The 23,363-nt window shown below is 72.1% G+C and carries 22 protein-coding genes; 13 read left to right on the forward strand and 9 right to left on the reverse strand.

Going from position 1 to position 23,363, the window contains the following annotated elements; all coding sequences use genetic code 11:
- Positions 1–44 precede the first annotated feature (44 nt).
- Positions 45–623, forward strand: coding sequence for a transglutaminase-like domain-containing protein (locus D9V36_RS36050; protein WP_129297463.1), 579 nt, complete (start codon positions 45–47; stop codon positions 621–623).
- An 11-nt stretch (positions 624–634) separates the two neighbouring features.
- Positions 635–1,360 carry a B3/B4 domain-containing protein gene (locus D9V36_RS36055; protein WP_129297464.1) on the forward strand — a complete coding sequence of 242 codons (726 nt, stop codon included), beginning with the start codon at positions 635–637 and terminating at the stop codon, positions 1,358–1,360.
- Between the two features lie 66 nt (positions 1,361–1,426).
- Here the strand turns inward: D9V36_RS36055 and D9V36_RS36060 are convergent, their stop codons facing one another.
- Positions 1,427–2,143: a lysophospholipid acyltransferase family protein gene (locus D9V36_RS36060; protein ID WP_129297465.1), complete on the reverse strand. Its 717-nt coding sequence runs from the start codon at positions 2,141–2,143 to the stop codon at positions 1,427–1,429.
- A 469-nt stretch (positions 2,144–2,612) separates the two neighbouring features.
- Here D9V36_RS36060 and D9V36_RS36065 point away from each other — a divergent pair, with 469 nt between their 5' ends.
- The 4 genes from D9V36_RS36065 to D9V36_RS36080 all read left to right on the forward strand — a co-directional run bounded on the left by D9V36_RS36065 (position 2,613) and on the right by D9V36_RS36080 (position 5,687).
- Positions 2,613–2,945 (forward strand): TlpA family protein disulfide reductase, encoded by a 333-nt coding sequence (locus D9V36_RS36065; RefSeq protein WP_129297466.1) that lies wholly within the window; start codon positions 2,613–2,615, stop codon positions 2,943–2,945.
- Between the two features lie 225 nt (positions 2,946–3,170).
- On the forward strand, positions 3,171–3,677 hold the full coding sequence (locus tag D9V36_RS36070; RefSeq protein WP_129298920.1) for a flavin reductase family protein: 507 nt from the start codon (positions 3,171–3,173) through the stop codon (positions 3,675–3,677).
- A 212-nt stretch (positions 3,678–3,889) separates the two neighbouring features.
- Positions 3,890–4,675: an electron transfer flavoprotein subunit beta/FixA family protein gene (locus tag D9V36_RS36075; protein WP_086716699.1), complete on the forward strand. Its 786-nt coding sequence runs from the start codon at positions 3,890–3,892 to the stop codon at positions 4,673–4,675.
- Positions 4,676–4,724: 49 nt separating this feature from the next.
- Complete coding sequence (locus tag D9V36_RS36080; protein ID WP_129297467.1) at positions 4,725–5,687, forward strand: electron transfer flavoprotein subunit alpha/FixB family protein; 963 nt, start codon at positions 4,725–4,727, stop codon at positions 5,685–5,687.
- 117 nt (positions 5,688–5,804) lie between these two features.
- On the opposite strand, the gene D9V36_RS36085 is transcribed toward D9V36_RS36080, so the two are convergent.
- The gene (locus tag D9V36_RS36085; protein WP_129297468.1) at positions 5,805–6,323 is read right to left on the reverse strand and encodes a DinB family protein; all 519 of its coding nucleotides are present in this window, start codon (positions 6,321–6,323) and stop codon (positions 5,805–5,807) included.
- Between the two features lie 195 nt (positions 6,324–6,518).
- Between D9V36_RS36085 and D9V36_RS36090 the strand changes: the two genes are divergently transcribed.
- Positions 6,519–7,802: a DUF6986 family protein gene (locus D9V36_RS36090; protein ID WP_129297469.1), complete on the forward strand. Its 1,284-nt coding sequence runs from the start codon at positions 6,519–6,521 to the stop codon at positions 7,800–7,802.
- Between the two features lie 71 nt (positions 7,803–7,873).
- Here the strand turns inward: D9V36_RS36090 and D9V36_RS36095 are convergent, their stop codons facing one another.
- Positions 7,874–8,500 (reverse strand): TetR/AcrR family transcriptional regulator, encoded by a 627-nt coding sequence (locus D9V36_RS36095; protein WP_129297470.1) that lies wholly within the window; start codon positions 8,498–8,500, stop codon positions 7,874–7,876.
- Positions 8,501–8,572: 72 nt separating this feature from the next.
- Between D9V36_RS36095 and D9V36_RS36100 the strand changes: the two genes are divergently transcribed.
- Both D9V36_RS36100 and D9V36_RS36105 read left to right on the forward strand, forming a co-directional pair.
- Complete coding sequence (locus D9V36_RS36100; RefSeq protein WP_206739771.1) at positions 8,573–8,899, forward strand: hypothetical protein; 327 nt, start codon at positions 8,573–8,575, stop codon at positions 8,897–8,899.
- Positions 8,896–9,204, forward strand: a complete 309-nt coding sequence (locus D9V36_RS36105) for a hypothetical protein (protein WP_129297472.1) — start codon at positions 8,896–8,898, stop codon at positions 9,202–9,204. Before D9V36_RS36100 ends, D9V36_RS36105 begins: the two co-directional genes overlap by 4 nt.
- A gap of 51 nt (positions 9,205–9,255) precedes the next feature.
- Here D9V36_RS36105 and D9V36_RS36110 read toward each other — a convergent pair whose 3' ends face one another.
- The gene (locus D9V36_RS36110; RefSeq protein WP_129297473.1) at positions 9,256–10,296 is read right to left on the reverse strand and encodes a LacI family DNA-binding transcriptional regulator; all 1,041 of its coding nucleotides are present in this window, start codon (positions 10,294–10,296) and stop codon (positions 9,256–9,258) included.
- Between the two features lie 141 nt (positions 10,297–10,437).
- Here D9V36_RS36110 and D9V36_RS36115 point away from each other — a divergent pair, with 141 nt between their 5' ends.
- Positions 10,438–11,394: an ROK family protein gene (locus tag D9V36_RS36115; protein WP_129297474.1), complete on the forward strand. Its 957-nt coding sequence runs from the start codon at positions 10,438–10,440 to the stop codon at positions 11,392–11,394.
- 127 nt (positions 11,395–11,521) lie between these two features.
- On the opposite strand, the gene D9V36_RS36120 is transcribed toward D9V36_RS36115, so the two are convergent.
- Complete coding sequence (locus tag D9V36_RS36120) at positions 11,522–13,579, reverse strand: NPCBM/NEW2 domain-containing protein (RefSeq protein WP_206739772.1); 2,058 nt, start codon at positions 13,577–13,579, stop codon at positions 11,522–11,524.
- Between the two features lie 1,133 nt (positions 13,580–14,712).
- Between D9V36_RS36120 and D9V36_RS36130 the strand changes: the two genes are divergently transcribed.
- Entirely contained in the window at positions 14,713–15,747 is a 1,035-nt protein-coding gene (locus D9V36_RS36130) for an NUDIX hydrolase (protein WP_129297475.1), read from the forward strand.
- A gap of 641 nt (positions 15,748–16,388) precedes the next feature.
- Here the strand turns inward: D9V36_RS36130 and D9V36_RS36135 are convergent.
- Positions 16,389–17,741: a dipeptidase gene (locus D9V36_RS36135; protein ID WP_129297476.1), complete on the reverse strand. Its 1,353-nt coding sequence runs from the start codon at positions 17,739–17,741 to the stop codon at positions 16,389–16,391.
- Positions 17,742–17,918: 177 nt separating this feature from the next.
- On the opposite strand from D9V36_RS36135, the gene D9V36_RS36140 reads away from it, so the two are divergent.
- Positions 17,919–19,124: a geranylgeranyl reductase family protein gene (locus tag D9V36_RS36140; protein ID WP_129297477.1), complete on the forward strand. Its 1,206-nt coding sequence runs from the start codon at positions 17,919–17,921 to the stop codon at positions 19,122–19,124.
- Between the two features lie 152 nt (positions 19,125–19,276).
- Here the strand turns inward: D9V36_RS36140 and D9V36_RS36145 are convergent, their stop codons facing one another.
- From D9V36_RS36145 to D9V36_RS36155, 3 genes are all read right to left on the reverse strand, one after another.
- Complete coding sequence (locus D9V36_RS36145; protein ID WP_206739773.1) at positions 19,277–19,588, reverse strand: DUF6332 family protein; 312 nt, start codon at positions 19,586–19,588, stop codon at positions 19,277–19,279.
- 309 nt (positions 19,589–19,897) lie between these two features.
- Positions 19,898–20,665, reverse strand: a complete 768-nt coding sequence (locus D9V36_RS36150) for a maleylpyruvate isomerase family mycothiol-dependent enzyme (RefSeq protein WP_129297478.1) — start codon at positions 20,663–20,665, stop codon at positions 19,898–19,900.
- Positions 20,666–20,782: 117 nt separating this feature from the next.
- Positions 20,783–22,021, reverse strand: coding sequence for an MFS transporter (locus tag D9V36_RS36155; RefSeq protein ID WP_241721173.1), 1,239 nt, complete (start codon positions 22,019–22,021; stop codon positions 20,783–20,785).
- 17 nt (positions 22,022–22,038) lie between these two features.
- On the opposite strand from D9V36_RS36155, the gene D9V36_RS36160 reads away from it, so the two are divergent.
- Complete coding sequence (locus D9V36_RS36160) at positions 22,039–23,259, forward strand: ROK family protein (protein ID WP_129297479.1); 1,221 nt, start codon at positions 22,039–22,041, stop codon at positions 23,257–23,259.
- Positions 23,260–23,363 lie beyond the last annotated feature (104 nt).

The following is a 23,363-nucleotide window of genomic DNA, read 5'->3' on the forward strand; positions in this document are numbered from 1 at the left end:
AAAGTCATTGACCCTCGGCCGGGCGCATCGCTACGTTCCCCGGTATGGAGCTGATACAGAACACCCCGGAAATCGCTGCCTACTTGGCAGCCGACGAGGTCATCGATCACGACCATCCGCGTGTCCGGGCCACCGCCGCCACCCTCGCCGCCGAAGCCCCCGACACATATGCATACGCCAAGACCGCCTTCGAATTCGTCCGCGACACCATCCCGCACAGCGCGGACTCCGGCGACCTGCGCGTCACCTGGCGCGCCTCGGACGTGCTCGCGCGGCGCACCGGTATCTGCTACGCCAAGGCGCACGCGCTGGTGGCCCTGCTGCGGGCGAGGGGTATTCCCGCCGGGCTGTGCTACCAGAAGCTCGACACCGTTCACGGCCTGATCGCCGTCCGGCTGCCGGGCGAGGACCGCTGGGCGCGGCAGGATCCACGGGGCAACAAGCCGGGTGTCGATGCGCAGTTCCGTCTGGATCATGAGCAGCTGGCCTTCCCCGTGCGTCCCGAGTCCAATGAAGTGGACTACCCGGTGCTATTTGCTGAACCGCACCCGGCCGTGCTGCAATGCCTCCAGGAGGCCGTCGACCGGCCTCACCTCTGGCAGATGCTCCCCACCGATCTCTGAGGAACGGCCCGATGCCCAGCTCTTCGCACGTCTCCGGTACGACCTGTCGCCTGCACGTTTCCGACGAGGTGCGGGAGCTGGCGCCCGGGTTCGGCTACCTCGCGGTCGAAGCCCACGGGCTGACCAACGGGCCCAGTGACGAGGCCGGCGCGGCGCTCCTGGACGAGGCCACCCGCCGCCTCGCCGGACGTCTGGACGGGCGTGCCCCGCAGGACGATCCGCACCTCGCCGCCTGGCGCGCCGCGTACACCGCCTTCGGCAGCAAGCCGTCGCGCACCCGCAACTCGGCCGAGGCGCTGGCCAGGAGGGCGCTCGCGGACGGCGGCCTGCCCCGCATCAACCGCCTCGTCGACCTCTACAACGCCCTCAGCGTCGCCCACCTCATCCCGGTGGGCGGCGAGGACCTGGACCGTATCCAGGGCGGTATGCGGCTCGTGCGGGCCACCGGCGACGAGCCCTTCGTGACCGCGGCCGGCGGCGCCGAGACCGTCGAGCACCCCGATGCGGGCGAGGTGGTCTGGTGTGACGACGAGGGCGTCACCTGCCGCCGCTGGAACTGGCGGCAGGGGGTGCGCACCCGGCTGACCGAGGACTCGGTCAGCGCCCTCTTCCTGCTGGAGCGGATGGCTCCCATGACCCTCGACGCGCTGAGCGCCGCGGGCGCCGAGCTGGCCGAGACGCTGCAGAAGGCCTGCCCCGGCGCCCGTATCGAGATCGGCGACATCTGGACCCCGTGAGCGGGCCCGCCGGACCGGCCGCCCCGGGCGCGGGGCGGCGACGGTGTGCTCCGGCCGCCGTGACCGCTATCCGGCGGTCCCGGGCGCGGCGGGTGCCGTGCCGCCGAGATGGGCCGGCATCCACCAGGTGTCCTCGCCGTCCTTGGGGCGCACGGGGTAGGCGCGCTGCGCCGCCTCCAGCAGGTCCTGCACCCGGGCCCGCAGCCGGTCGGTGATCTTCTCGGCCTGCTCGGCCGGATCGGCCTCCATCGGCTCCCCCACCCGGATCGTTATCGGCAGGTGGTTCCGGCCCAGATCGCGCTTGTGGCCCTTGGTCCACAGCCGCTGGGTGCCCCACAGCGCCACCGGCAGCAGCGGCACCCCGGCCTCCTGGGCCAGCCGTACCGCACCCGACTTGAAGGTCTTCAGGGTGAAGGACTCGGAGATCGTCGCCTCGGGGAACACCCCGATGATTTCGCCTGAACGCAGGGCGGACAGCGCGTGCTTGTAGGCGTGCATCCCCTGCGCACGGTCCACGGGGATGTGCTTCATCGCGCGCATCAGCGGCCCGGACACCTTGTGCCGGAACACAGACTCCTTCGCCATGAAGCGCACCAGCCGCTTGGCGGGACGCGCCGTCAGTCCGGCGAAGACGAAGTCCAGGTACCCGATGTGATTGCTCACCAGAACCGCCCCGCCGCGGCGCGGAATGTGGTCCGTCCCGGCGATGTCGAATTTCAGATCGAGCGCCTTGAAGAGGGTGCGGGCGGCGCCGATCACCGGCGGATAGACGAGCTCTGCCATTGTCCGGAGGACCCCTTTTCCACGCCTGGGGAGGGTTCTCCCGGCGGAAACCTACGCAGCCGTAACTGCGACTTTCGGCAGATCGTGCCCGATGTCGGCCGCCGCGGCCAGCGCGTCGGCCGCCAGGACCGGGAGATTCTTGTCACGTGGAGACCGCTCGGCCGGCGCTCTCCGCTGCAGAAGATACCTCTCGCACTCCGGGTAGTGGCCGAACGCGGCGTGGAGAAGGCCGCGGCGAGCGCACTGCCGGTGGCCGCGAGCCCCCGCCACCGCGGCCCCGGTGCCGACAGCATGTCCCCACCCTCCCGCGGACGGGGCCGCACGAGTACCGGCCGCACGGGGACCCGGGAATCTTTGCGGTCCCGTGAACGCTGCAACCCTCGATGACTGGACGCATGGTGTGCATCGCGGTGCTCGCGGCGGCGAGCCCTGTCGGCAGGTGGCACCGCGCTGTAAGAGGAGGCCGAAGGTGCACGAGCAGGACGACGGGGGACGGCTCGGTGCCGCCGAGATCGGCGCGGAGCTGGGGGAGCGGGCCACCCTGCTGCAGTTCTCCAGCGCCTTCTGCCAGCCCTGCCGGGCCACCCGGCGCACCCTGGCCGAGGTCGCCGGCATGGTCGCGGGGGTGGCCCATGTCGAGATCGACGCGGAGGACCATCTGGACCTCGTACGCCACCTGAACGTGCTGCGCACTCCCACGGTGCTGGTGCTCGACGCGGACGGCGCGATCGTCCGCCGCGCCTCCGGGCAGCCCCGGAAGGCCGATGTCATCGCGGCGCTGGGCGCTGCGGTCCGTGATTGATCTCCCAGATGGCGGGCGCCCCTTGACGCTGTGGGTCACACATCGTCACTCTGACGTGATGCGGCCAGGAACCCCTCTGTACGGACGCGCCCACGTCGATCTTCTGCGGACCGCCAGCGCCCGCTGTCCGGGCGTGTGAGCAGCGACGACACCATCGCCGCCGACCGCTGCACTGCCGTCGGCGGCTCTTCCCGGGCTCGTACACCACAGCAGAAGGACAATTCCATGACGGCCTCGCCCGGCCTCGGTACGCCTCGCACCGCCTCTCCCGAGCTGCTGCGCTCGGTCTTCCGGCAGCACGCCGCCGGCGTCGCGGTGATCACCGCGCACGGCTCCCGCCCCGTCGGTTTCACCGCCACCTCCCTCACCTCCGTCGCCGCCGACCCGCCGCTGCTCTCGTTCGGCATCGGCACCGGTGCCTCCAGCTGGCCGGCCGTCTCTGAGGCCGAGCACATCGGCGTCCACATACTCGGCGAGCACCAGCAGGAACTGGCCGCCACCTTCGCGCGCAGCGGCGCCGACCGGTTCGGTCCCGCCACCTCCTGGCGCATCGGACCCGAGGGGGTGCCCCTCCTGGACGGCGTCCTGGCCTGGCTGGTGTGCCAGGTCGTGGCGCGGGTACCCGCCGGTGACCACCGCATCGTCCTCGCCCGCCCGGTCGTCGGCGACCCCGCGGGACCCGGCCGTCCGCTGCTCTACCACCAGGGACGCTTCAACGCGCTGAGGGACTGACGGGTTCCCTTCCCGCCGCTTCGTCCGCCGCCCGGGTCCGTTGGCAAGGTCACATTTCGACGGCCTTGCTTCGGGGCACGAGAGTCGATGTACTGGCGAGTAATATGACGGTCGGCGTGGGGAACCGCAACCGACCGGGAGCCGCCCCGACAGGCGCCTATGCTGCCAGCACAAGGCAGTTCTGAAGAGACGAAGCAGGTAGGAGAGCCGGCGTGAGCCTGAGGATCGTTGTCTGTGTGAAGTACGTGCCCGACGCCACCGGCGACCGGCACTTCGCCGAGGACCTGACCGTCGACCGTGACGACGTGGACGGTCTGCTCTCGGAGCTCGACGAGTACGCCGTCGAGCAGGCCCTGCAGATCAAGGAAGCCGCCGACGACGCGGAGATCACGGTTCTCACGGTCGGTCCCGAGGACGCCAACGACGCGCTGCGCAAGGCGCTGTCGATGGGCGCCGACAAGGCCGTCCACGTCGAGGACGACGACCTGCACGGCACCGACGCGCTCGGCACCTCGCTGGTGCTGGCCAAGGCCATCGAGAAGACCGGTTACGACCTCGTGGTCTGCGGTATGGCCTCCACCGACGGCACGATGGGTGTGCTGCCCGCGCTGCTCGCCGAGCGCCTGAACGTCCCTCAGGTCACCCAGCTCTCCGAGGTGTCCGTCGACGGCGGCAAGGTCACCGGCCGCCGCGACGGCGACACCGCCACCGAGCAGCTGGAGGCCGCGCTGCCGGCCGTCGTGTCCGTCACCGACCAGTCGGGCGAGGCGCGTTACCCCTCCTTCAAGGGCATCATGGCCGCCAAGAAGAAGCCGGTGGAGTCCCTGGACCTGGAGGACCTGGAGATCGAGGCGGACGAGGTCGGCCTCGAGGGCGCCTGGACCAAGGTCGACGGCGCCGCCGAGCGTCCGGCCCGCACCGCGGGCACGATCGTCAAGGACGAGGGCGAGGGCGGCAAGCAGCTCGCCGAGTTCCTCGCGGGCCAGAAGTTCATCTGAGCCGCAGTCCTTTCCACCGCCCTCATTCTTCCCGCAGGAGAGCAATCCCATGGCTGAAGTCCTTGTCTACGTCGACCACGTGGACGGCGCCGTCCGCAAGCCCACCCTCGAACTGCTCACCCTCGCCCGCCGCATCGGCGAGCCGGTAGCCGTGCACCTCGGTGCCAAGGCCGAGGACGCCGCGAAGATCCTCGGTGAGCACGGCGCCGTGAAGGTGCTGGCCGCCGACGCGCCCGAGTTCGCCGAATACCTCGTCGCCCCCAAGGTCGACGCGCTGCAGGCCGCCTACGACGCGGTCTCCCCGGCGGCCGTGCTGCTGCCGTCCTCCGCCGAGGGCAAGGAGATCGCCGCCCGCCTCGCGCTGCGCATCGGCTCCGGCATCATCACCGACGCCGTCGACGTCGAGGCCGGCGACGAGGGCCCGGTGGCCACGCAGTCCGTCTTCGCGGCCTCGTACACCACCAAGTCCCGCATCACCAAGGGCACCCCGGTCATCACCGTCAAGCCCAACTCGGCCGCCCCGGAGGCCGCTCCGGCCGCCGGCACCGTCGAGCAGCTCGCGGTGACCGTCGCCGACTCCTCCAAGGGCACCAAGATCGTCTCGCGCACCCCGCGCGAGTCGACCGGCCGCCCGGACCTGACCGAGGCCGCGATCGTGGTCTCCGGTGGCCGCGGCGTCAACGGCGCCGAGAACTTCCCGGTCATCGAGGCGCTCGCCGACTCGCTCGGTGCGGCGGTCGGCGCCTCGCGTGCCGCGGTGGACGCCGGCTGGTACCCGCACACCAACCAGGTCGGCCAGACCGGTAAGTCGGTCTCGCCGCAGCTGTACATCGCGGCGGGCATCTCCGGCGCGATCCAGCACCGCGCCGGTATGCAGACCTCGAAGACGATCGTCGCCATCAACAAGGACGAAGAGGCGCCGATCTTCGAGCTGGTCGACTACGGCGTGGTCGGCGACCTCTTCGACGTCGTCCCGGCCCTCACCGACGAGGTCAAGACCCGCAAGGGCTGACCACCGTCCCGCCGGAGCCCGGCTCCGGCCCTCGCACGAGGCCCCGTACGCGCGGTGCGTACGGGGCCTCGTGCTGTCATCGCGGCCGGGGCGCGCCGTCGGTCGGGTGCCGCGCCGTCAGGCGCCCGTGGCGCCGTCGATCCGCTCGCGCAGCAGGTCCGCGTGGCCGTTGTGCCGGGCGTACTCCTCGATCATGTGGACATAGATCCAGCGCAGGTTCAGGGTGCGTCCCGGGCGCGGGGAGAAGGTCTCGTCCAGCCCGCGGTCCGCCACCGCCTTGTCGCAGGCCTCGAACTCGGCGCGGAACGCGGCGACATCGCGCTCGGCGCCGGCCGGGTCGGCGTCGTGGAAGTCGGCGTCCGGATCGTCGTCGGTGAAGTAGAGGTTGCCGATCCGCTGACCCACGAAGCGTGTCCGGAACCAGGTGCGTTCGACCTCAGTCATATGGCGCACCAGGCCGAGCAGCGTCAGGGTGGAGGGTGCGGCGCTCGCCTCGACGAGCTGGTCCGGCGTCAGGCCCGCGCACTTGGCGAGCAGGGTGTCACGGTGGAAGTCGAGCCAGCCCTGCAGCATCTCCCGTTCACCGGCCGTGGTGGGGAGTTCTCTGCGTTCGACGGAGGGTGCGATCCAAGTCATGAGGGTGAGTCTGGCGTTACCGCGGCGGACCCGCCACGGAGTTTCCCGGGCAGGTGCGTGCGCCGTGACCTGCGCCGTCCGGGGCGGGGGTGTTGACCTCGGCAAACCGACCCCGTTAACTTCGCTATACGGATTGTTGATTCCGTTGAACGGAAAACGCTCGATCGGCGGGCGTGCGCACCGGGAGGGCATCGAATGGGGCAGCAGGAGACGGTGGCGACGAGCCTCGCGGACACCGTACGCGAGGGCATCGGAGCCGCCCTCGCCCAGGTGGACGCCGATCTGGCGCGGCGCTACCCGGGCGACCCCGGTACCCGCCAGCCGGTCCACACGGTCTACGTCCCCGGCGACGTCTTCGCCGCCGGCACCCTGCGCTCCTGGGGGGACCAGGCGCTCGCCGCCCTCGACGAGCACGCCCCCGACGCCGGTGCGCTCGCCGCCGTCCTCGGCATCCCCGATGCGCTCGCCGTGGACGTCCACGACCGGGTCCGGGCCAAGCTGACCCGCGAGCCCGTCGAGGATCTCCGCATCGACTTCGAGGACGGCTACGGCCCCCGCCCGGACGCCGAGGAGGACGAGGCCGCGGCCCGCGCCGCCGCCCTGGTGTCCGCCGCCTACCGGGAAGGCACCGCCGCCCCCTACACGGGCATCCGGATGAAGTGCATGGAGGCCGCCGTCCGCGACCGCGGTATCCGCACCCTCGACATCTTCCTCACCGGCCTCATGGCGGCCGGCGGTCTGCCCGAAGGGCTGGTGCTGACCCTCCCGAAGGTCACCTACGCCGAACAGGTCACCGCCATGGTCCGGCTGCTGGAGGCCTTCGAGAAGGCGCACGGCCTGGAGGCCGGCCGGATCGGCTTCGAGATCCAGATCGAGACCACCCAGTCCATCCTGGGCGCCGACGGCCGCGCCACCGTCGCCCGCATGATCGAGGCCGCCGAGGGCCGCGCCACGTCCCTGCACTACGGCACCTTCGACTACAGCGCCTCCTGCGGTGTCAGCGCCGCCCATCAGTCCCTCGACCACCCGGTGGCCGACCACGCCAAGGCCGTGATGCAGGTCGCCGCGGCGGGCACCGGCGTCCGTCTCTCCGACGGGTCCACCAACGTCCTGCCGGTCGGCCCGACGGAGCAGGTGCACGCCGCCTGGCGCCTGCACCACGGCCTGGTGCGCCGCTCACTGGCCCGTGCGTACTACCAGGGCTGGGACATGCACCCGGCCCATCTGCCCACCCGTTACGCGGCGGTCTACACCTTCTACCGCGAGGGCCTGGAGCAGGCCGCGGCCCGGCTCGCGGCGTACGTCGCCAAGGCCGGCGGCGATGTCATGGACGAACCCGCCACCGCCAAGGCGCTCAGCGGCTATCTGCTGCGCGGCCTGGACTGCGGCGCCGTGGACACCGCCGAGGTCGCCCGGCTGACCGGGCTGACCCGCGCCGACCTGGACGCGCTCGCCGGGCGCCCGGCCGCCACCGCCTGACGGCGCGACGGCGCCCCGCCGTCCGGCAGACACCATGAGGCCCCCGCCATCACGGCGGGGGCCGTCCGCGTTCAGGCCGTGGCCGGTCCGAGGTCGTCGACATGGGCGCGCAGGACCCTGGCGCAGGTCGCCGCGTCCAGCACGTCGGACCGCAGGACGGCGGTGAAGGCGAGGCCGTCCAGGAGGGACGTCAGCCGCTCGGTCTCGGTGTCGAGGGCGAGTCCCGGCCGCAGGCCGCCCGCCGTGTCGAGGCGGGCGAGGATGCGGCGGACGAGGGACCGGGTGCCGGTGGCGGTCTCCCGGGCGAGGTCGTCGAGGGCGGGCTGGGTCCGGGCGGCGGTGGAGAAGTCGACGAGGACGGTGACCTCGGCGCGCCGGCTGTCGTCCAGCGGCAGCAGTTCGGACAGCAGCTCCACCGCGCAGTCGCGGATCCGCGCCGCGGGCAGCCCGCTCAGATCGCCCAACGCGTCGACGCGGCGCTGGAGCCGGGCGCCGACCCGGTCGAGCATCGACCGCATCGCGAAGCGCATCAGCTCTTCCTGGCCGGCGAAGTAGTGCCGCACCGAACCGATGTTGAGCTGAGCCTCGTCGGCGACGGTGCGCAGCGAAGCGCGTTGGATGCCGTCGCGTACGACGACGCGGAAGAGGGCGTCGACGACGTCGCGGCGCCGGGCTTCTCGGTCCACCTGCTTGGGCATGGACCCTTTGTATCACGGCTGTGATAAATTGTTTTCTATCACACATGTGATACAAAGAATGGAGGGATGGCCGTGGAGCGGGTTCTGAACCTTCTTCTCATCCGATTCGGCCTGATCGCGGGCGGCCTGGTGGCGCTGGGCCTGCTGGTTTTCGCCGTGGCGCTCGTTCTCAGGCGCCGCGGGAAACTCGGTGCCGCGCGGCGGTATGCGGCGCCCGCCGCGCATGCCGTCAGCCGCTATCTGGACGACCGGAGCGCCGCGCGGAGCCGGGGCGGGATGTCCCGCGGCAGCGGGTCGGTGGCCGGCGCGGTGGTGCGGGCGGCGGCCCGGCGCCTGGACGACGACGGGAGCGGACAGCGGCAGCGCGAGCGGAATCCGGGACGGGGTGAGGTCCGATGACCGGCGTCGGCGGGGTGGCCGGTGACGGCCTCGCGTCACTCGTCCTTGCCCGGGGCGGAGATGGCGAAGGATCCGATCTCCTGGCTCACCTGGTGGCCGACGCCGCGCTCAAGGGCGTCATCGTGCTCGTCGCGCTGATCGTGCTCGGACTGGGGATGATGCTGATCTGGAAGCGGGTGGGGCGTGGAGGGGGCCCGCACCGCGATGAGGGGTCGCACCGTGACGAGGGGGCGCATTGCGACGAGGGGTCGCACTGCGACGGGCGGTCGCACCGCGATGGGCGGTCGCGCTGCGACGAGCGGTGATCGGCCGCCCAGGGGTGACGCGGGGCGTCCGGCCCCCGTCCGCCCGGGAGTTCAGCTCTCCGAAGGCGGGATCTCACCCGAGCCGCGGGCGATCAGGCGGGTGGGGATCTCCCTGCGCTGCGGCGGGTCGTCGATGCCCTCCAGGCGGCGGAAGAGCAGGCCCGCGGCCGTCCGGCCCATGCGTGCGGGGTCCTGCGCGACGACCGTGATCGCGGGCCGGACGAGATCGGCGAGTTCGAAGTCGTCGAAGCCCACCAGGGCGACGGGGCGCGGGCGTTCGCCGAGGACGCGTACGGCGGTGACGGTGACCCGGTTGTTGCCCGCGAAGAGCGCGGTGACCGGCTCGGGGGCGTCCAGCATCGCGGTGGCGGCGGCGCGTACGCACTCGGGTGCGGTGGAGCCCAGTGAGAGCCAGGAGTCGTCAACTGGCAGGCCCGCCGCGGCCATGGCCGTGCGGTAGCCGCGCAGCCTTTCGCGCGCGGTGTGGATCCGCGGCTGGTCGCCGATGAAGCCGATCCTGCGGTGGCCGTGCGCGATGAGATGGGCCACCGCCTCCTGGGCGCCGCCGAAGTTGTCGGAGACCACCACATCGGCGTCGATCCGGCCGGGCGGGCGGTCCACGAACACGGTCGCTATCCCGGCCGCGATCTCGGGTTCCAGATAGCGGTGGTCGTCGGCGGCCGGGATGATGACCAGTCCGTCGACCCGCCGTGCGCACAGCGCCAGCACCAACTCCTGTTCGCGCGCCGGGTCCTCGGCGCTGGAGCCGTTGATCAGCAGCGCGCCGTGGCCGCGGGCGACTTCCTCGACGGAGCGGCTGAGCGGTCCGTAGAACGGGTCCGCCAGATCCTCCAGCACCAGGCCGATGCTGGCGGTGCGTCCCTTGCGCAGGATCCGGGCCGAGTCGTTACGGCGGAACCCCAGGGCCGTGATCGATTCCTGGACGCGTCGTTCGGTGTCCGGGGTGACGCCCGGTTCGCCGTTGACCACGCGGGAGACCGTCTTGAGGCCGACGCCGGCGCGCGCCGCGACATCCTTCATCGTGGGCCGGGTGCCATAGCGGCGGGAGGTGCCCCGCGCGGTGTCGGTCACGGTGTGCGGTCCTGATTCTGTCGGCGTCAGGTGTGGCGTCGAGCATAGCCTCTAGACAACGTTGTCAATGAAGGGAAGACTGGCGTTCTCACGCCGGGCCGGTACGCTCGGCCCCCGGGCCCACCAGGAGAATCCACACCGATGCAGACCGACCTCAGCGCAGCGTTGGACATTGGCGGTACCAAGATCGCCGGCGCTCTGGTGGATGCCCGCGGCAGACTCGTCGAACGGGCCGCCCGGCCCACTCCCGCCGACAAGGACGGGGCCACGGTGATGCGTGCGGTGGCCGAGGTGGTCGCCGAGCTGGCCGCGGGGTCCGACTGGGCGCGGGTGGCGGCCGTCGGCATCGGCAGCGCGGGCCCGGTCGACGCCTCGTCCGGCACCGTCAGCCCGGTCAACATCCCCGGCTGGCGCGACTTCCCGCTGGTCGCCGGGGTGCGGGCGCTGGTCGGGGAGCGCCCGGTCGTGCTGGTCGGCGACGGTGTCGCGATGACCGCGGCCGAACACTGGCAGGGTGCCGCGCGTGGTCACGCCAACGCGCTGTGCATGGTGGTCTCCACCGGCGTCGGCGGCGGACTCGTCCTCAACGGCCGTCTCCACCCGGGCCCCACGGGGAACGCCGGGCACATCGGTCACATCAGCGTCGAGGTCGACGGTGACCCCTGCCCGTGCGGGTCCCGCGGCTGTGTCGAGCGGATCGCCAGCGGCCCCAACATCGCCCGCCGGGCGCTGGCCGACGGCTGGCGGCCCGGCCCCGACGGTGACACCAGCGCGGCGGCCGTCGCCGCCGCGGCGCACGCCGGTGACCCGGTCGCCCTGCGCTCCTTCGAACGGGCCGCCCGTGCGCTGGCCGCCGGGATCGCCGCGACCGCCACGCTCGTGGAGATAGACATCGCGGTGATCGGCGGGGGAGTCGCCGGCGCGGGCGACGTCCTCTTCGCCCCCTTGCGCGCGGCCCTGCGGGAGTACGCGACGTTGTCGTTCGTGTCGGGCCTGACGGTCGTACCGGCCCAAATGGGGACGGACGCCGGGGTGGTGGGCGCCGCCGCTGCCGCCGGGCAACGGGCCCGTTCCGATGCCTTCGTCCCCATGCCCTGACACCCGCGACGTGTCCCCACGCCCACGCCCGCGCCCGGCAGGGACCGGTAGGACCGGCAGGACCGGGCGGGCCGAAGGCGGCCCGCCCGGCGTCATCAACTCCGCCCGCACGAGCGGAAGATGACCCTCAGCACTGGAACTTGGCGTCTGCCCAGTCGGCGTGGTCGTAGTCGATCCCGTCCCCGCCATCGGTCACGACGAGCCGGACGGTCTGTGCTCCGGCGACCGGGGCGCTGACGGCCTTGGCGGCATCCGCCCCGGTCACCGCCGGGCTCGCGGCGACCTGTTTGCCGTCGGCCCACACCTCGAAGCCCACCGACCCCCGGTCGCCGGACTCGTCGTCGATGCCGACCTGGGCGGTGAACGCCGAGCACCGCCCGCCGGTGTAGAAGCTCACCTCGCTGGGCGCGTGCACCCCGAGGCCCTTCGCGAAGCCGGTGCCACCGATGCTGATCGGCCGGCCGTCCCCGGCGTCGCGTTCCCCGACGCTGGTGTTCTTCTCGACCGGTCCCCAGCCGTTGGCGGCGGTGAGCCAGGGGAGTTCGGCGGCGTACGCGGTCCCGGACGGCGGTGGCACCACGACATGGGCGGTGCCGGGCAGGGTGGCGGTGACCCGTTCGCCGCGGGGTGAGCGGTAGTCGGCGGCGAGCGGCAGATCGTAGGCCCCGGGGGCGGTGCCGGCCGGTGCGGTGATCTGCCAGCCGGTGGTGAGCGTCCGGCCGCCGGGCAGCGCGCGGGCCGTTGCCGGGGAGGTGGCCCGTACCCGCCACCCCTGCGGGGCCTTCAGCGTGACGGCGACATGCAGGCCGGGGGTGCCGCCCAGGTTGCGGACGGTGGAGCGCAGGGCGGCGGGGGTGCCGGCCTCGACCAGCGGCGTACGGTCGGTGCCGGTCTCGACGGCCGGTGGGTAGGTGGCCCAGCGCTGGTCGGCGGATATCCGGTAGACGGTGGTGCCGTGCGCCGGGACGGTCGCCGAGACGGTGCCTGTGGTGTGGGTGTCCTGGTGCCGCCACAGATCGCGCAGCCGGTAGCCGTCGGCCTGCGGGAGGCCCAGTTCCCTGGCCGTGGTGGTGATCCGCTGCGGCCCGCCGGTCTCGTTGAACAGCGCCACCGCGCGGCTGCCGTCGGCCAGTTGCCGTACCAGCGTCCAGCGGCCGGACTCCGACTTCACCACCGTGGCCTGCTTGCCCAGTCGGTCCTGGTCGACGGCGATGAGGTCCTTGTTGGCCAGGATCTCGAACGTCTCCGGACCGGCCTTGCGCAGATCGGAGCCGATCAGCAGAGGGGCGGCCATCATCGACCACAGGGAGAAGTGGGTGCGGTACTCGGTGTCGGTCATGCCGCCGTTGCCGACCTCCAGCATGTCCGGGTCGTTCCAATGGCCCGGCCCGGCGTGCGGGGCGAGCGGCAGATTCTGCTTCGCGATGTCGAGCATGCTGGACCACGAGTCACTGATGTCGCCGGTGGTGCGCCACAGATGGCCTACGTCCGACGCCCATTCCCAGGGCTTGTTCTCGCCCCATTCGCAGATGCTGTAGACGATGGGCCGCCCGGTGGTCTTGAGCGCGTCCCGCATCGTGCGGTACCGCTGCTTGGCGTCCACGCCGAGGTTATTGCAGTTGTCGTACTTGAGGTAGTCCACGCCCCAGTCGGCGAACTGCTGGGCATCGGACTTCTCATGGCCCAGGCCGCCGGGGAATCCGGCCGGGTTGCAGGTTTTGATACCGGCACTCGTGTAGATGCCGAATTTCAGGCCTTTGGCGTGGACGTAGTCGGCCACCGCCTTGATGCCGTGCGGGAAGCGCTGCGGATCCGGCACGAGCTTGCCGTTCCCGTCGCGGGTGGGCAGCGCCCAGCAGTCGTCGAGATTGACGTACCGGTAACCGGCGTCCTTGAGGCCCTTGGCGACGAAGAGATCGGCGATGCCCTTGACCATCTCCTCGTTGAACTCGGCCCGGCAGTTGGTGGAGTTCCAGTTGTTGAAGCCCATCGGGGGCGTCTCGGCGAGCCCGCCGGGGAGCCGGGGGGCGGGGGCGGTGCGGGAAGGGCCGGCTTGCGGGGTGTCGGGTGTGCGGGCCGCGGCGGGCAGGGCGGTCACCCCTGCCGTACACAGCAGCGCGGCGGACAGCGCTCCGACGATTCTTCGGTGACCTCGCCGGTGGGTGGTGCGGATCTGAACGCGCATGATTCGCGTCCTCCGTCTTCGCGAGAGGCGTTGGTGCGGGGTCGTGCACCGGTCGCGTACGAGTGTTTACGGTAGGGCTTGTTGGAGTCTGTTGGAAGAGGAGTGTGAACGGTTCCGGTATCGCCCGCCAAGACCCAGGACTGGCCCAGCAGTGCGGAGCGAGATCCCGCCACTCGCGTTCGGTTCTGTTTGGTTCCACCCGTGAGGGGGCGGGATATGAGCCCGGTCAACGAGCGGCGGCTCGCGGCTCGGGGGACGCCGTACCGGGGAAATCTTTCGCCGCGGCCTTCAACGCCTCGTCCACACCATCAACAAGGGCCGCAACGCCCCTTACGAAGCGACCGCGGCATACGGTATGGCTGCTTCTCCCTCCCGCGTCACCCCTCCTTCGTCCTTCGCCTCCTACCACCAGGCCTTTACCGGCTCCGGGATGTCCAGATACTTTCTCAACTCGCCGATCTCTCCTTGCCGATCTCTCCTCGTCGTCACCGTCCCAGGTGTCCCGCTCACCTTTTTCCTGACGTCCTTTTCCTGGCCTCTTTCCTGGCCTCGTTCGTGCCTCATTCGTGCATCGTCCGTGGCCCTCGCCGTATCACGGCTGCGCATTCGCGGCGGCCTCGTCCTGCTGATGGTCTTCACCACCGGCCCGCGCTCGCCGCTCTGCGAACCGCGCAATTCACCTGGAGGGACGACGACTTCCTGCGGCCCGGTCTTCCTCTCCGACGGCGCCGCATTCCCCGTCACTTCATCGCCGGACCGGCCCTCGGCGCGAGCAAGGGGTAACCGTCGGGGCCGCACGGAGCGCGCCGCAGGCCGCACGGTGGGCCGCCGTCATATGCGGTGTCTCCGGGCCGGCGGAGGCCGGGAAACTCGGTATGCGGGTGAGGGTTTCGGTACTGGAGGGGCGGGGGAGCGCTTGTTTGCCGGGGACTCGTGGCGGCGGATGCAGTGACCGGCATCCTCCGCGCGAGGCATTTCGCGACCGGTGTGTCCACGGGGGCGGAAACCTCCCTGGCCACGCCGATGGTCGAATGCGCAACGTTCCCGGTTCGTGCGCGCGGCCCGTGACCCCGAGCGTTTCCGTGGCAGGGTGTGGCGGGCAACTCACCTGGGTCTAGGGAAGAGGGGAAACCGTGATCGTCTGGCTGAACGGCACGTTCGGTGCGGGCAAGACCACTACGGCTCATGAATTGCTCGACCTGCTTCCCGGAAGCACGCTCTACGACCCCGAACTCCTCGGCAGCGGACTGCGCATGATGCTGCCGGCCAAGCGGTTCGAGGAGATCGACGATTACCAGGACCTTCCGGCCTGGCGGCGGATGGTCGTCGACACCGCCGCGGCACTGCTCACCGAGGTGCCGGGCCCTCTGGTGACGCCGATGACCCTGCTGCGCCAGGAGTACCGCGACGAGATATTCGGCGCCCTCGCTGCGCGCCGGATACCCGTACGGCACGTCCTGTTGCACGCCGACGAAACGATCCTGCGGGCCCGGATAACGGACCGGGAGGACACCTCAGGGGACGCCGGAGACGCCGCGTCGACGCCGCGGCGGAGCCTGGAACACCTGGGCCCGTACGCCGATGCACTGCGCTGGCTCCAAGGCGACGCCCATGTCGTCGACACCACCCGGCTCACCCCCCGGCAGACCGCCGAGCGGGTCGCCGAGGCCGTCCGCACCGGCGCCGGCGCCTGCGACATCGTGCAGACCCCCGAACCGACCGCCGAAACGCTCGCCGCCGGCGTACTGCTCTTCGACGACCAGGACCGGGTACTGCTCGTCGACCCGACCTACAAGGCCGGCTGGGAATTCCCCGGCGGCGTCGTGGAACGCGGCGAGGCACCCGCCCGGGCCGGCGTACGGGAGGTCGCCGAGGAACTGGGAATCGAACTGCCCCGCGCACTCCGCCTGCTGGTCCTGGACTGGGAAGCTCCCAAACCACCAGGCTTCGGCGGCCTGCGGCTGCTCTACGACGGCGGCACCCTGACCGACGACCGGATCAGCAAACTGCTGCTGCCCGGCGCGGAACTGCGCGACTGGCGCTTCGCCACCGAAGCAGAGGCCGAAAAGATGCTCCCGCCGGTGCGGTGGAACCGCCTGCGGTGGGCGCTTCGCGCCCGGGAGCGGGGGTGTCCGCTTCACCTTGAGGCGGGGGTTCCCGCGGGGTGACCCGCACGTTTGTGGCTGCCCCGCCGGTCCGCTGCGCTTTGCCTCTTCCCACGTTTTCGGCTTTCCCGCCGTGGGGCTTCTCGCCGTTTGCCGCCCGCTGCGCGGGTGCGCCCGCCGTTGCGCCTGCGGCGGGCGTTGCCGCTGCGCGGGGCTGTCGGGGTGCGGTGACGGTCCTCCGCGGGTGGGTGTCCGGACTGCTTCGCTTTACGTCCGGACACCCACCCGCTCCGGCCCGTCCCCTCCCGTTGGGGGGTGGGGAAAAGGCCGGTGGGGGTGGACCTGGCTGGTCCGGTGCACCTGGTGATCCGACGGAAAACGGGCCACCCGGAATGAACCAGTAGGGACTGCACGCACGGCTACAACCGTGGCCCGCCCCCACCACCTTTCACTTACTCACCCACGGGAGGGGACGGGCCGGAGGGGCCTGGTGTGTGGACGTAAAGCGAAGCAGTCCACACACCAGGCCCCGGAGGCCCGTCACCGCACCCACAGCCCCGCGCAGCGGACCCCGCCCGCCGCTGGGGGTACCTCCCACGCCCTTTAGGCAGTGGGGGAGCAACGGCGGGAAAGCCAAAAACGGGGCAGAGGCAAAGCGCAGCGGCGCGCAACCCCCACGGCGGGAAAGCCAAAAACGCCGGGAATCAATTCGCGTACCGACGGAGGAACAACGCCTCCGCCAGAGAAAGCCGCTCCAGCTCCTGTGGAGAAACGCTTTCGTTGACCGCGTGGATCTGGGCCTCCGGCTCGCTCAGGCCGATGAGGAGGATCTCGGCGTCGGGATAGAGCGCGGCCAGCGTGTTGCACAGCGGGATCGAGCCGCCCATACCGGCGGTCTGCATCTCCTCGCCGTCGTACGCCTCGCGCAGTGCCGTGGCCATCGAGGTGTACGCCGGGCTGCTGGTGTCGGCGCGGAACGGCTGGCCCTGGCCGACCTGCTCGACGGCGACCCGCGCGCCCCACGGGGCGGCGCTCTCCAGATGCGCGGTCAGCAGCTTCGTCGCCTCGGCCGCGTCCGTGCCCGGCGGCACCCGCAGGCTGACCAGAGCCCGCGCACCGGCCTGTACGGACGGGGTGGCGCCGACCACCGGCGGGCAGTCGATGCCGAGCACCGTGACGGCCGGACGCGCCCAGATCCGGTCCGCGACCGAGCCGCTGCCCACCAGACCGACGCCGTCGAGCACCTTGGCGTCCTTGCGGAAGTCCTCCTCGGCGTACTGCAGGCCCTCCCAGGAGGCGTCCGCGGCCAGTCCGTTCACAGTGGTCGAACCGTCCTCGGCGCGCAGCGAGTCCAGGACCCGGATCAGCGCGGCCAGCGCGTCGGGGGCCGCGCCGCCGAACTGGCCGGAGTGGAGGTTGCCCTGCAGGGTGTCGACCTGGACCCGTACGAGCGTCATCCCGCGCAGCGTCGCGGTGACCGTCGGCAGCCCCACCCGGAAGTTGCCGGTGTCGCCGATGACGATGGCGTCCGCGGCCAGCAGCTCGGGGTGGGCCTCGGCGTAGCGCTCCAGGCCGCCGGTGCCCTGTTCCTCCGAACCCTCCACGATCATCTTGATGTTGACCGGCACCCCGCCGTGCTCCTTGAGCGCGCGCAGTGCCGTCAGATGCATGATCAGGCCGCCCTTGCAGTCCGCCGCGCCGCGCCCGTACCAGCGGCCGTCGCGCTCGGTCAGCTCGAACGGCGGGGAGATCCAGGCGGCCTCGTCCAGCGGGGGCTGCACGTCGTAGTGCGCGTACAGCAGCACCGTCGGGGCGCCGGCCGGGCCGGGCAGGAAGCCGTACACGGACCGGGTGCCGTCCGGGGTGTCCAGCAGCGCCACGTCCTGGAAGCCGTCCGCCCGCAGCGCCCCGGCGACCCAGTCGGCGGCCGCCTCGCACTCGCTCTTGGGGAACTGGGCCGGATCCGCCACCGACTTGAAGGCCACCAGCTCGGCCAGCTCGGTCCTGGCGCGGGGCTGCAGTGCGGCGACGGTACGTGCGAGCGGGCTGTCAGACATGGAACGCTCCTTGTGGGCGCGACGTTGTGCGTACGGGCCGTCCGGCCTCGTGAGCCGGACGGGCCGGACGTACGGGCATCAGTGCCCCCGATCTTCCCACAGGCCTCTGGATCAACAGCGGCCCGTAGGATGCGGGCGGTACGCCCAGCCAGCCATCGAACGGGAGCAGAAGCACAGGTGAGCAGCGAGCACGCAGCCGAGGACAACCAGCAGGTGTGGGACGTCGTGGTGGTGGGTGCGGGGCCTGCGGGCGCCTCGGCCGCGCATGCCGCGGCCTGTACAGGACGCCGGGTGCTGCTCCTGGAGAAAGCGGAGCTCCCGCGCTACAAGACCTGTGGCGGCGGCATCATCGGCCCGTCGCGGGACGCGCTGCCGCCGGGCTTCGAGCTGCCGCTGCGGGACCGGGTGCATGCGGTGACGTTCTCGCTGAACGGCCGGTTGACCCGCACCCGCCGCTCCAGGAACATGCTGTTCGGGCTGATCAACCGCCCCGACTTCGATGCGCGGCTGGTCGAGTCGGCCAAGGACGCGGGCGCGACGGTCCGTACGGGCGTCACGGTCTCGCGGGTGGAGCAGCACGGCGCCGAGGTGCCGGACCGCCGGACCGTCGCGGTGGTGCTGGGCGACGGCGAGGTGGTGCTGGCCCGCGCCGTGGTGGGCGCGGACGGCAGCGCCGGACGGATAGGAGCCCATGTCGGCGTCAAGGTCGATCAGGTCGACCTCGGCCTGGAGGCAGAGATTCCGGTACCGGCACCGGTCGCCGAGGACTGGGCGGGCCGGGTGCTCATCGACTGGGGCCCGATCCCCGGGAGCTACGGCTGGGTCTTCCCCAAGGGCGACACGCTGACCGTGGGTGTCATCTCGGCGCGGGGCGAGGGGGCCGCGACCAAGCGCTATCTGGAGGATTTCATCGGCCGGCTGGGCCTCGCCGGTTTTGAGCCGAGCATCTCGTCCGGGCACCTGACCCGCTGCCGCGCCGAGGACTCCCCGCTGTCCCGAGGCCGGGTGCTGGTGTGCGGTGACGCGGCCGGGCTGCTGGAGCCGTGGACGCGGGAGGGCATCTCCTTCGCGCTGCGGTCGGGGCGGCTCGCGGGGGAGTGGGCGGTGCGCGTCTCCGAGGCCCATGACGCGGTGGACGCCCGTCGTCAGGCCCTCAATTACGCCTTCGCCATCAAGGCGGGTCTTGGCGTGGAGATGGGCGTGGGGCGGCAGATGCTCAAGGTCTTCTCGCGCCGTCCCGGCGTGCTGCACGCCGCGATCACCGGCTTCCGCCCTGCCTGGCAGGCCTTTGCGAAGATCACCCGTGGGACGACCACGCTGGCCGAGATCGTGCGTACCCATTCGATGGCGCGTCGCGCGCTGGAGGCGATGAACCGGGGGTGAGGCGGGGGTGAGGCGGGCCCCGGCCGTCCCGCAGGCGGCGGCGTGGAGGGGGTGCGGAGGGGGCGGTGCCTACGGCTTCCCGGCCAAGGACACCGCACCCAAGGAGCTGGTGCGCGTCGTGCGCGCGAGCGCACCCGGCCGTTCGTGCCGGCCTATGAGTCGGAGTCGGTGCGGCCCGGCCGGCTGGGCTGAAGCCAGACGACGTCCCCGGGGGACGGGCCGGCTCCCGGGCGGCCGGGAAGACGCCGGAGCACCTGCACCACGCGGACGCAGAACAACACCCCGCCGACGGCGGTGCTCACCGCGAGCCACGGTCCGCGCCACGGGGCCGGCACCGGGCCCCACAGGGCCGCGCCGCCCAGCACCCCGAAACCTACGACGCCCACGAAGGCGCCGCTGACCAGGGCAAACATGATCTCGACGGTGACCGCGTCGCGCTCGGCCTGCGTACGGCTCGGTGACATACCGACAGTCTTCCAGGGGCCACCGCACTTTGGCCCGGGTCCGAGGAACGTGCCCTGGCGGTCTGCCGGTTGGCCCCCGTAGAGGCGTGGGACTGGCCGCAGCCACCGGAATCCGGCTCGGGCATCCCACGCAACGGCCTCGGCAAGCATCGTGCGCCCACCCGGAAGAGTTTCCTCCGTCGGGCTCTGAGAGCTGTCCTCATCCGGGCCATATGGCGACGGCCGCGCCCTCAGCCCGATCGGACGGAGGACTGACCGTGCTGCCGACGGCAGCAGCCGGGTGACCGGGTGACCGGGTGAGGGTAATGGTCAGAGCCCGGCGCGCTCTCGCCACAGCCGGGGCAGCGTCTCATCGCCGGTGATCGTCATCGCGTCCCACGGCAGACGGTTCCACAGCGCGAGATACAGCTCCTCGGCCGGGCCCTCGATCGTGCAGTCCGCCGGCTTGTCGGCGTCCGGTCCGTCGCCGCCGGCCTCCGCGGCGGTACGCACCGTGTGCGGCGGCGCGTCGGAGAGCCGGACGGTCCAGTCGGCGTCGGGCGCGTTCGTCGCGCGCAGCCGCAGCGTCCGGGGGACGTCCGTGCGGACCTTGCTGCGGTCCCGGCCGTGAAAGCCCGTCAGGAGTTCATCGATCCCGTCGGCCGCGAAGGCGGACGGGAGAGGGGTGAGGGAGGCGCCGAGTGCCTGCTGTGCGTCCGCGCGGTGCACCGAGGTCTCGTGCGCCTGCCGGCGGGCCCAGAACGCCAGCGGGGAGGGGGCGGGGAGGAAGGTCCAGGCCGTCAGGTCCTGCGGGGCGGAGTGCAGTGCCAGGACGAGGTGGTGATGGCCTTCGCGCAGCCAGGCCACGAGCTCGTCGTCGGCAAGGTCCGGAGCCTCGGCGGGACGGCTGGGCTGCTGCAGGCCCTGCGTCACGAACTCCGTCGCCCAGCGGTGGACCCGGCCGATGTGGGTGACCAGATCCCGCATCTGCCACTCGGGACAGGCCGGAATACGGGCATCCGGGCCCGCCTCCTCGGCGGCGTCGGCGAGCAGGCTTCCGTCCAGTCGCAGCGATTCGACGAACTCAGTGATCTCCATGGTCAGAAGTGTGCCAGCCGCCACTGACAACGCACCCGCGCGGGTCCGGGCGGCGTCCGCGCGCACGCAGGTGAGCGGGCGGGCGGCCTGCCTGCCCGTGCGGGTGCGCCGGCCGGATCACGCCCGCCCGGTGCGGTGCGCCCCGCGGGTGGCGTACGCGATGACCGCGGCGACCGCGGCCAGCAGCGCCACCGTGGTCAGGGCAATCGGCAGGCCGGCCGCCTCGGCGAGGAAGCCGATGGCGGGCGGGCCGAGCAGCATGCCGCCGTAGCCGACCGTGGAGGCCACCGCGACCCCGTCCGGGCCGCCGCTCTCGCCGGCCCGGGCAATGGCGATCGGAAAGATGTTGGCGAGCCCCAGACCCGCGACGGCGAAGCCGGCGCAGGCCGCCCCGGTCGAGGGGGCGAGCGCGCCGAGCAGCATGCCGGCGGTCGCCGTCGTCCCGCCCGCGATCAGCGCCCGCGCCGCGCCGAAGCGCTGCACGAGCGCGGTCCCGGACAGCCGCCCCACGGTCATCGCCAGCGCGAACACGGCATATCCGGCGGCCGCCGTACCCGCTCCGGCGCCCAGGTCCTGGGAGAGGTGGAGCGCACCCCAGTCGGCCATGGCCCCCTCGCCGTACGCGGTGCACAGTGCGATCAGCCCGAAGACCAGCACCAAGCGGCGGCCGTGGCCCGCCCGGCCGTGCCGAGGCCGGCTCTCCTGCGTCGCCGGCAAACGCTCGGGGACGGCCGGGGACGACGGGTGTGCGCGCAGCGAGTTCCCCGCAACGGCCGTCACCAGCAGGCCGATCGCGGCGAGCAGCAGCAGGTGAACGGTGGGGGAGAGGCTGCCCGCGATCAGCCCGCCGAGGCCCGCGCCGAGCATGCCGCCGAGGCTGAAGGCGGCATGGAAGCTGGGCATCACCGGACGCCGCAGCGCGCTGATGAGGTCGACCGCGGCGCTGTTCATCGCGACGTTGAGCGAGCCGTACGCGGCACCGAAGACCAGCAGGACCAGGCCCAGCGCGGTCGCCGAGTGGGTGAGCGGCGGCAGCACGATGCTCAGCGCGAGGGCGGCCGCCGAGGCGGTCGTGACGGTGTGGCTGCCGAACCGTCGGCACAGCCTGCCGGTGAGCATCATGAAGGCGACCGCGCCGGCCGACACGCCGAGCAGCGCGAGTCCCAGGGCGCCCGCACCGGCGCCGGTCTGTGCCTTGATCGCGGGGATCCGGACCACCCAGCCGGCGAAGAGGAAGCCGTCCATGGCGAAGAAGGCGGTGACGGCGATGCGGAGGCGGGTGAGGTGCGGATCGGCGGGGGGAGTGCGGCCCGTGTCCTTCGTCAGGGCCGCCCGTATTTTGTTTAGTGTCGGCACAAAGCCAGAATAGAGGGGTGACCCAGACTCGGACAACCAGGCTGGAGCGGGGCCGTGGCGCCCTCGGACCCGCACTGGAGCTCGTACACACCGGACGCGCACCCACCCGCGCCGTCCTGACCTCCGAACTCGGCGTGACCCGCGCGACCGCGGGGGCGGTGGCCGCCGAGCTCGAAGCGCTCGGCCTGATCACCGTCGACTCCCGGCCGACCGCCTCGGCCGGCGCGCAGGGGCGCCCCTCCCACCGGCTGTTCGTCGCCGAGAACGGACCGGTCGTGCTCGCCGCGCAGATCCACGCCGACGGCTTCCGGGTCGCGCTGGTGGGCCTGGGGGGCCGCATCGTGGCGACCTCGGCCGGCTGCGGCACCATCCCCGCCGACCCGGCGCATGTCCTCGCCGATGTGGTCGCGGCCGGCTCGGACCTGCTGCGCGAGACCGGAAGGCGCTGCCTCGGTGCCGGCCTCGCGGTGCCCTCCGCGGTGGCCGAACCGGACGGTGAGGCCCTTGCGCCGCTCCATGTCGCCTGGCCTTCCGGCGCCCCCGTACGCGCACTCTTCCTGCGCGCGCTGGCCGACGCCGGCATCCCGGGAGTCACCGCGGCGACCGGCCTCACCGGCAATGACGTCAACCTCATGGCGCTCGCCGAACACCGGCACGGCGTCGGCCGGGGCGCCCGTGATCTGCTCTGTGTGGCGTCCGGCCACCGGGGCGTCGGCGGGGCGCTGGTGCTCGACGGCCGTCTGCACAGCGGCAGTTCGGGCCTGGCGCTGGAGGTCGGGCACCTGACGGTCAACCCCGAGGGGGCGCCCTGCCACTGCGGCAGCCGCGGCTGTCTGGACGTCGAGGCGGATCCGCTCGCCTTCCTCGGCGCCGCGGGCCGTGAACCGGGCCCCGAGGTCTCCCTGCTCCAGCAGGCCGCCGACCTGCTGCGGGACGAGTACACCGATCCGGGCGTCCGCTCCGCCGCCGATCTCCTCATCGACCGCCTCGGGCTCGGCCTGGCCGGACTCGTCAACATCCTCAACCCCGACCTCATCGTCCTCGGCGGACTGCACCGCGCCCTGCTGGACGCCGATCCGGAGCGGCTGCGCGCGGTGGTCGCCGACCGCAGCCTGTGGGGCCGCAGCGGCGGGGTGCCGATCCTGCCCTGCACCCTCGACCACAACAGCCTCGTCGGCGCGGCGGAGTTGGCCTGGCAGCCGGTTCTGGACGATCCGCTGGTCGTCCTCGACCGGTAACGGGCGGACGGGACGGCAGGCGGCGAACTGCCCTCCTGCCTTCCTGCCCTCGTGCCCCGCAAGGCGCAGCGCCCTGCCGCCGTCCGGCCGGCGTCCTAGGCTGT

Source organism: Streptomyces lydicus (assembly GCF_004125265.1).
Lineage (GTDB): Bacteria > Actinomycetota > Actinomycetes > Streptomycetales > Streptomycetaceae > Streptomyces > Streptomyces lydicus_C.

What these genes read in the sequence shown, in the direction of transcription:
- D9V36_RS36080 (WP_129297467.1), top strand. Translation starts at nt 4,725, where the DNA reads ATGGCTGAAGTCCTTGTCTACGTCGACCACGTGGACGGCGCCGTCCGC.
- D9V36_RS36095 (WP_129297470.1), bottom strand. Translation starts at nt 8,500, where the DNA reads ATGCCCAAGCAGGTGGACCGAGAAGCCCGGCGCCGCGACGTCGTCGAC.
- D9V36_RS36060 (WP_129297465.1), bottom strand. Translation starts at nt 2,143, where the DNA reads ATGGCAGAGCTCGTCTATCCGCCGGTGATCGGCGCCGCCCGCACCCTC.
- D9V36_RS36090 (WP_129297469.1), top strand. Translation starts at nt 6,519, where the DNA reads ATGGGGCAGCAGGAGACGGTGGCGACGAGCCTCGCGGACACCGTACGC.
- D9V36_RS36055 (WP_129297464.1), top strand. Translation starts at nt 635, where the DNA reads ATGCCCAGCTCTTCGCACGTCTCCGGTACGACCTGTCGCCTGCACGTT.
- D9V36_RS36050 (WP_129297463.1), top strand. Translation starts at nt 45, where the DNA reads ATGGAGCTGATACAGAACACCCCGGAAATCGCTGCCTACTTGGCAGCC.
- D9V36_RS36115 (WP_129297474.1), top strand. Translation starts at nt 10,438, where the DNA reads ATGCAGACCGACCTCAGCGCAGCGTTGGACATTGGCGGTACCAAGATC.
- D9V36_RS36145 (WP_206739773.1), bottom strand. Translation starts at nt 19,588, where the DNA reads ATGTCACCGAGCCGTACGCAGGCCGAGCGCGACGCGGTCACCGTCGAG.
- D9V36_RS36085 (WP_129297468.1), bottom strand. Translation starts at nt 6,323, where the DNA reads ATGACTTGGATCGCACCCTCCGTCGAACGCAGAGAACTCCCCACCACG.
- D9V36_RS36070 (WP_129298920.1), top strand. Translation starts at nt 3,171, where the DNA reads ATGACGGCCTCGCCCGGCCTCGGTACGCCTCGCACCGCCTCTCCCGAG.
- D9V36_RS36120 (WP_206739772.1), bottom strand. Translation starts at nt 13,579, where the DNA reads ATGCGCGTTCAGATCCGCACCACCCACCGGCGAGGTCACCGAAGAATC.
- D9V36_RS36105 (WP_129297472.1), top strand. Translation starts at nt 8,896, where the DNA reads ATGACCGGCGTCGGCGGGGTGGCCGGTGACGGCCTCGCGTCACTCGTC.
- D9V36_RS36150 (WP_129297478.1), bottom strand. Translation starts at nt 20,665, where the DNA reads ATGGAGATCACTGAGTTCGTCGAATCGCTGCGACTGGACGGAAGCCTG.
- D9V36_RS36135 (WP_129297476.1), bottom strand. Translation starts at nt 17,741, where the DNA reads ATGTCTGACAGCCCGCTCGCACGTACCGTCGCCGCACTGCAGCCCCGC.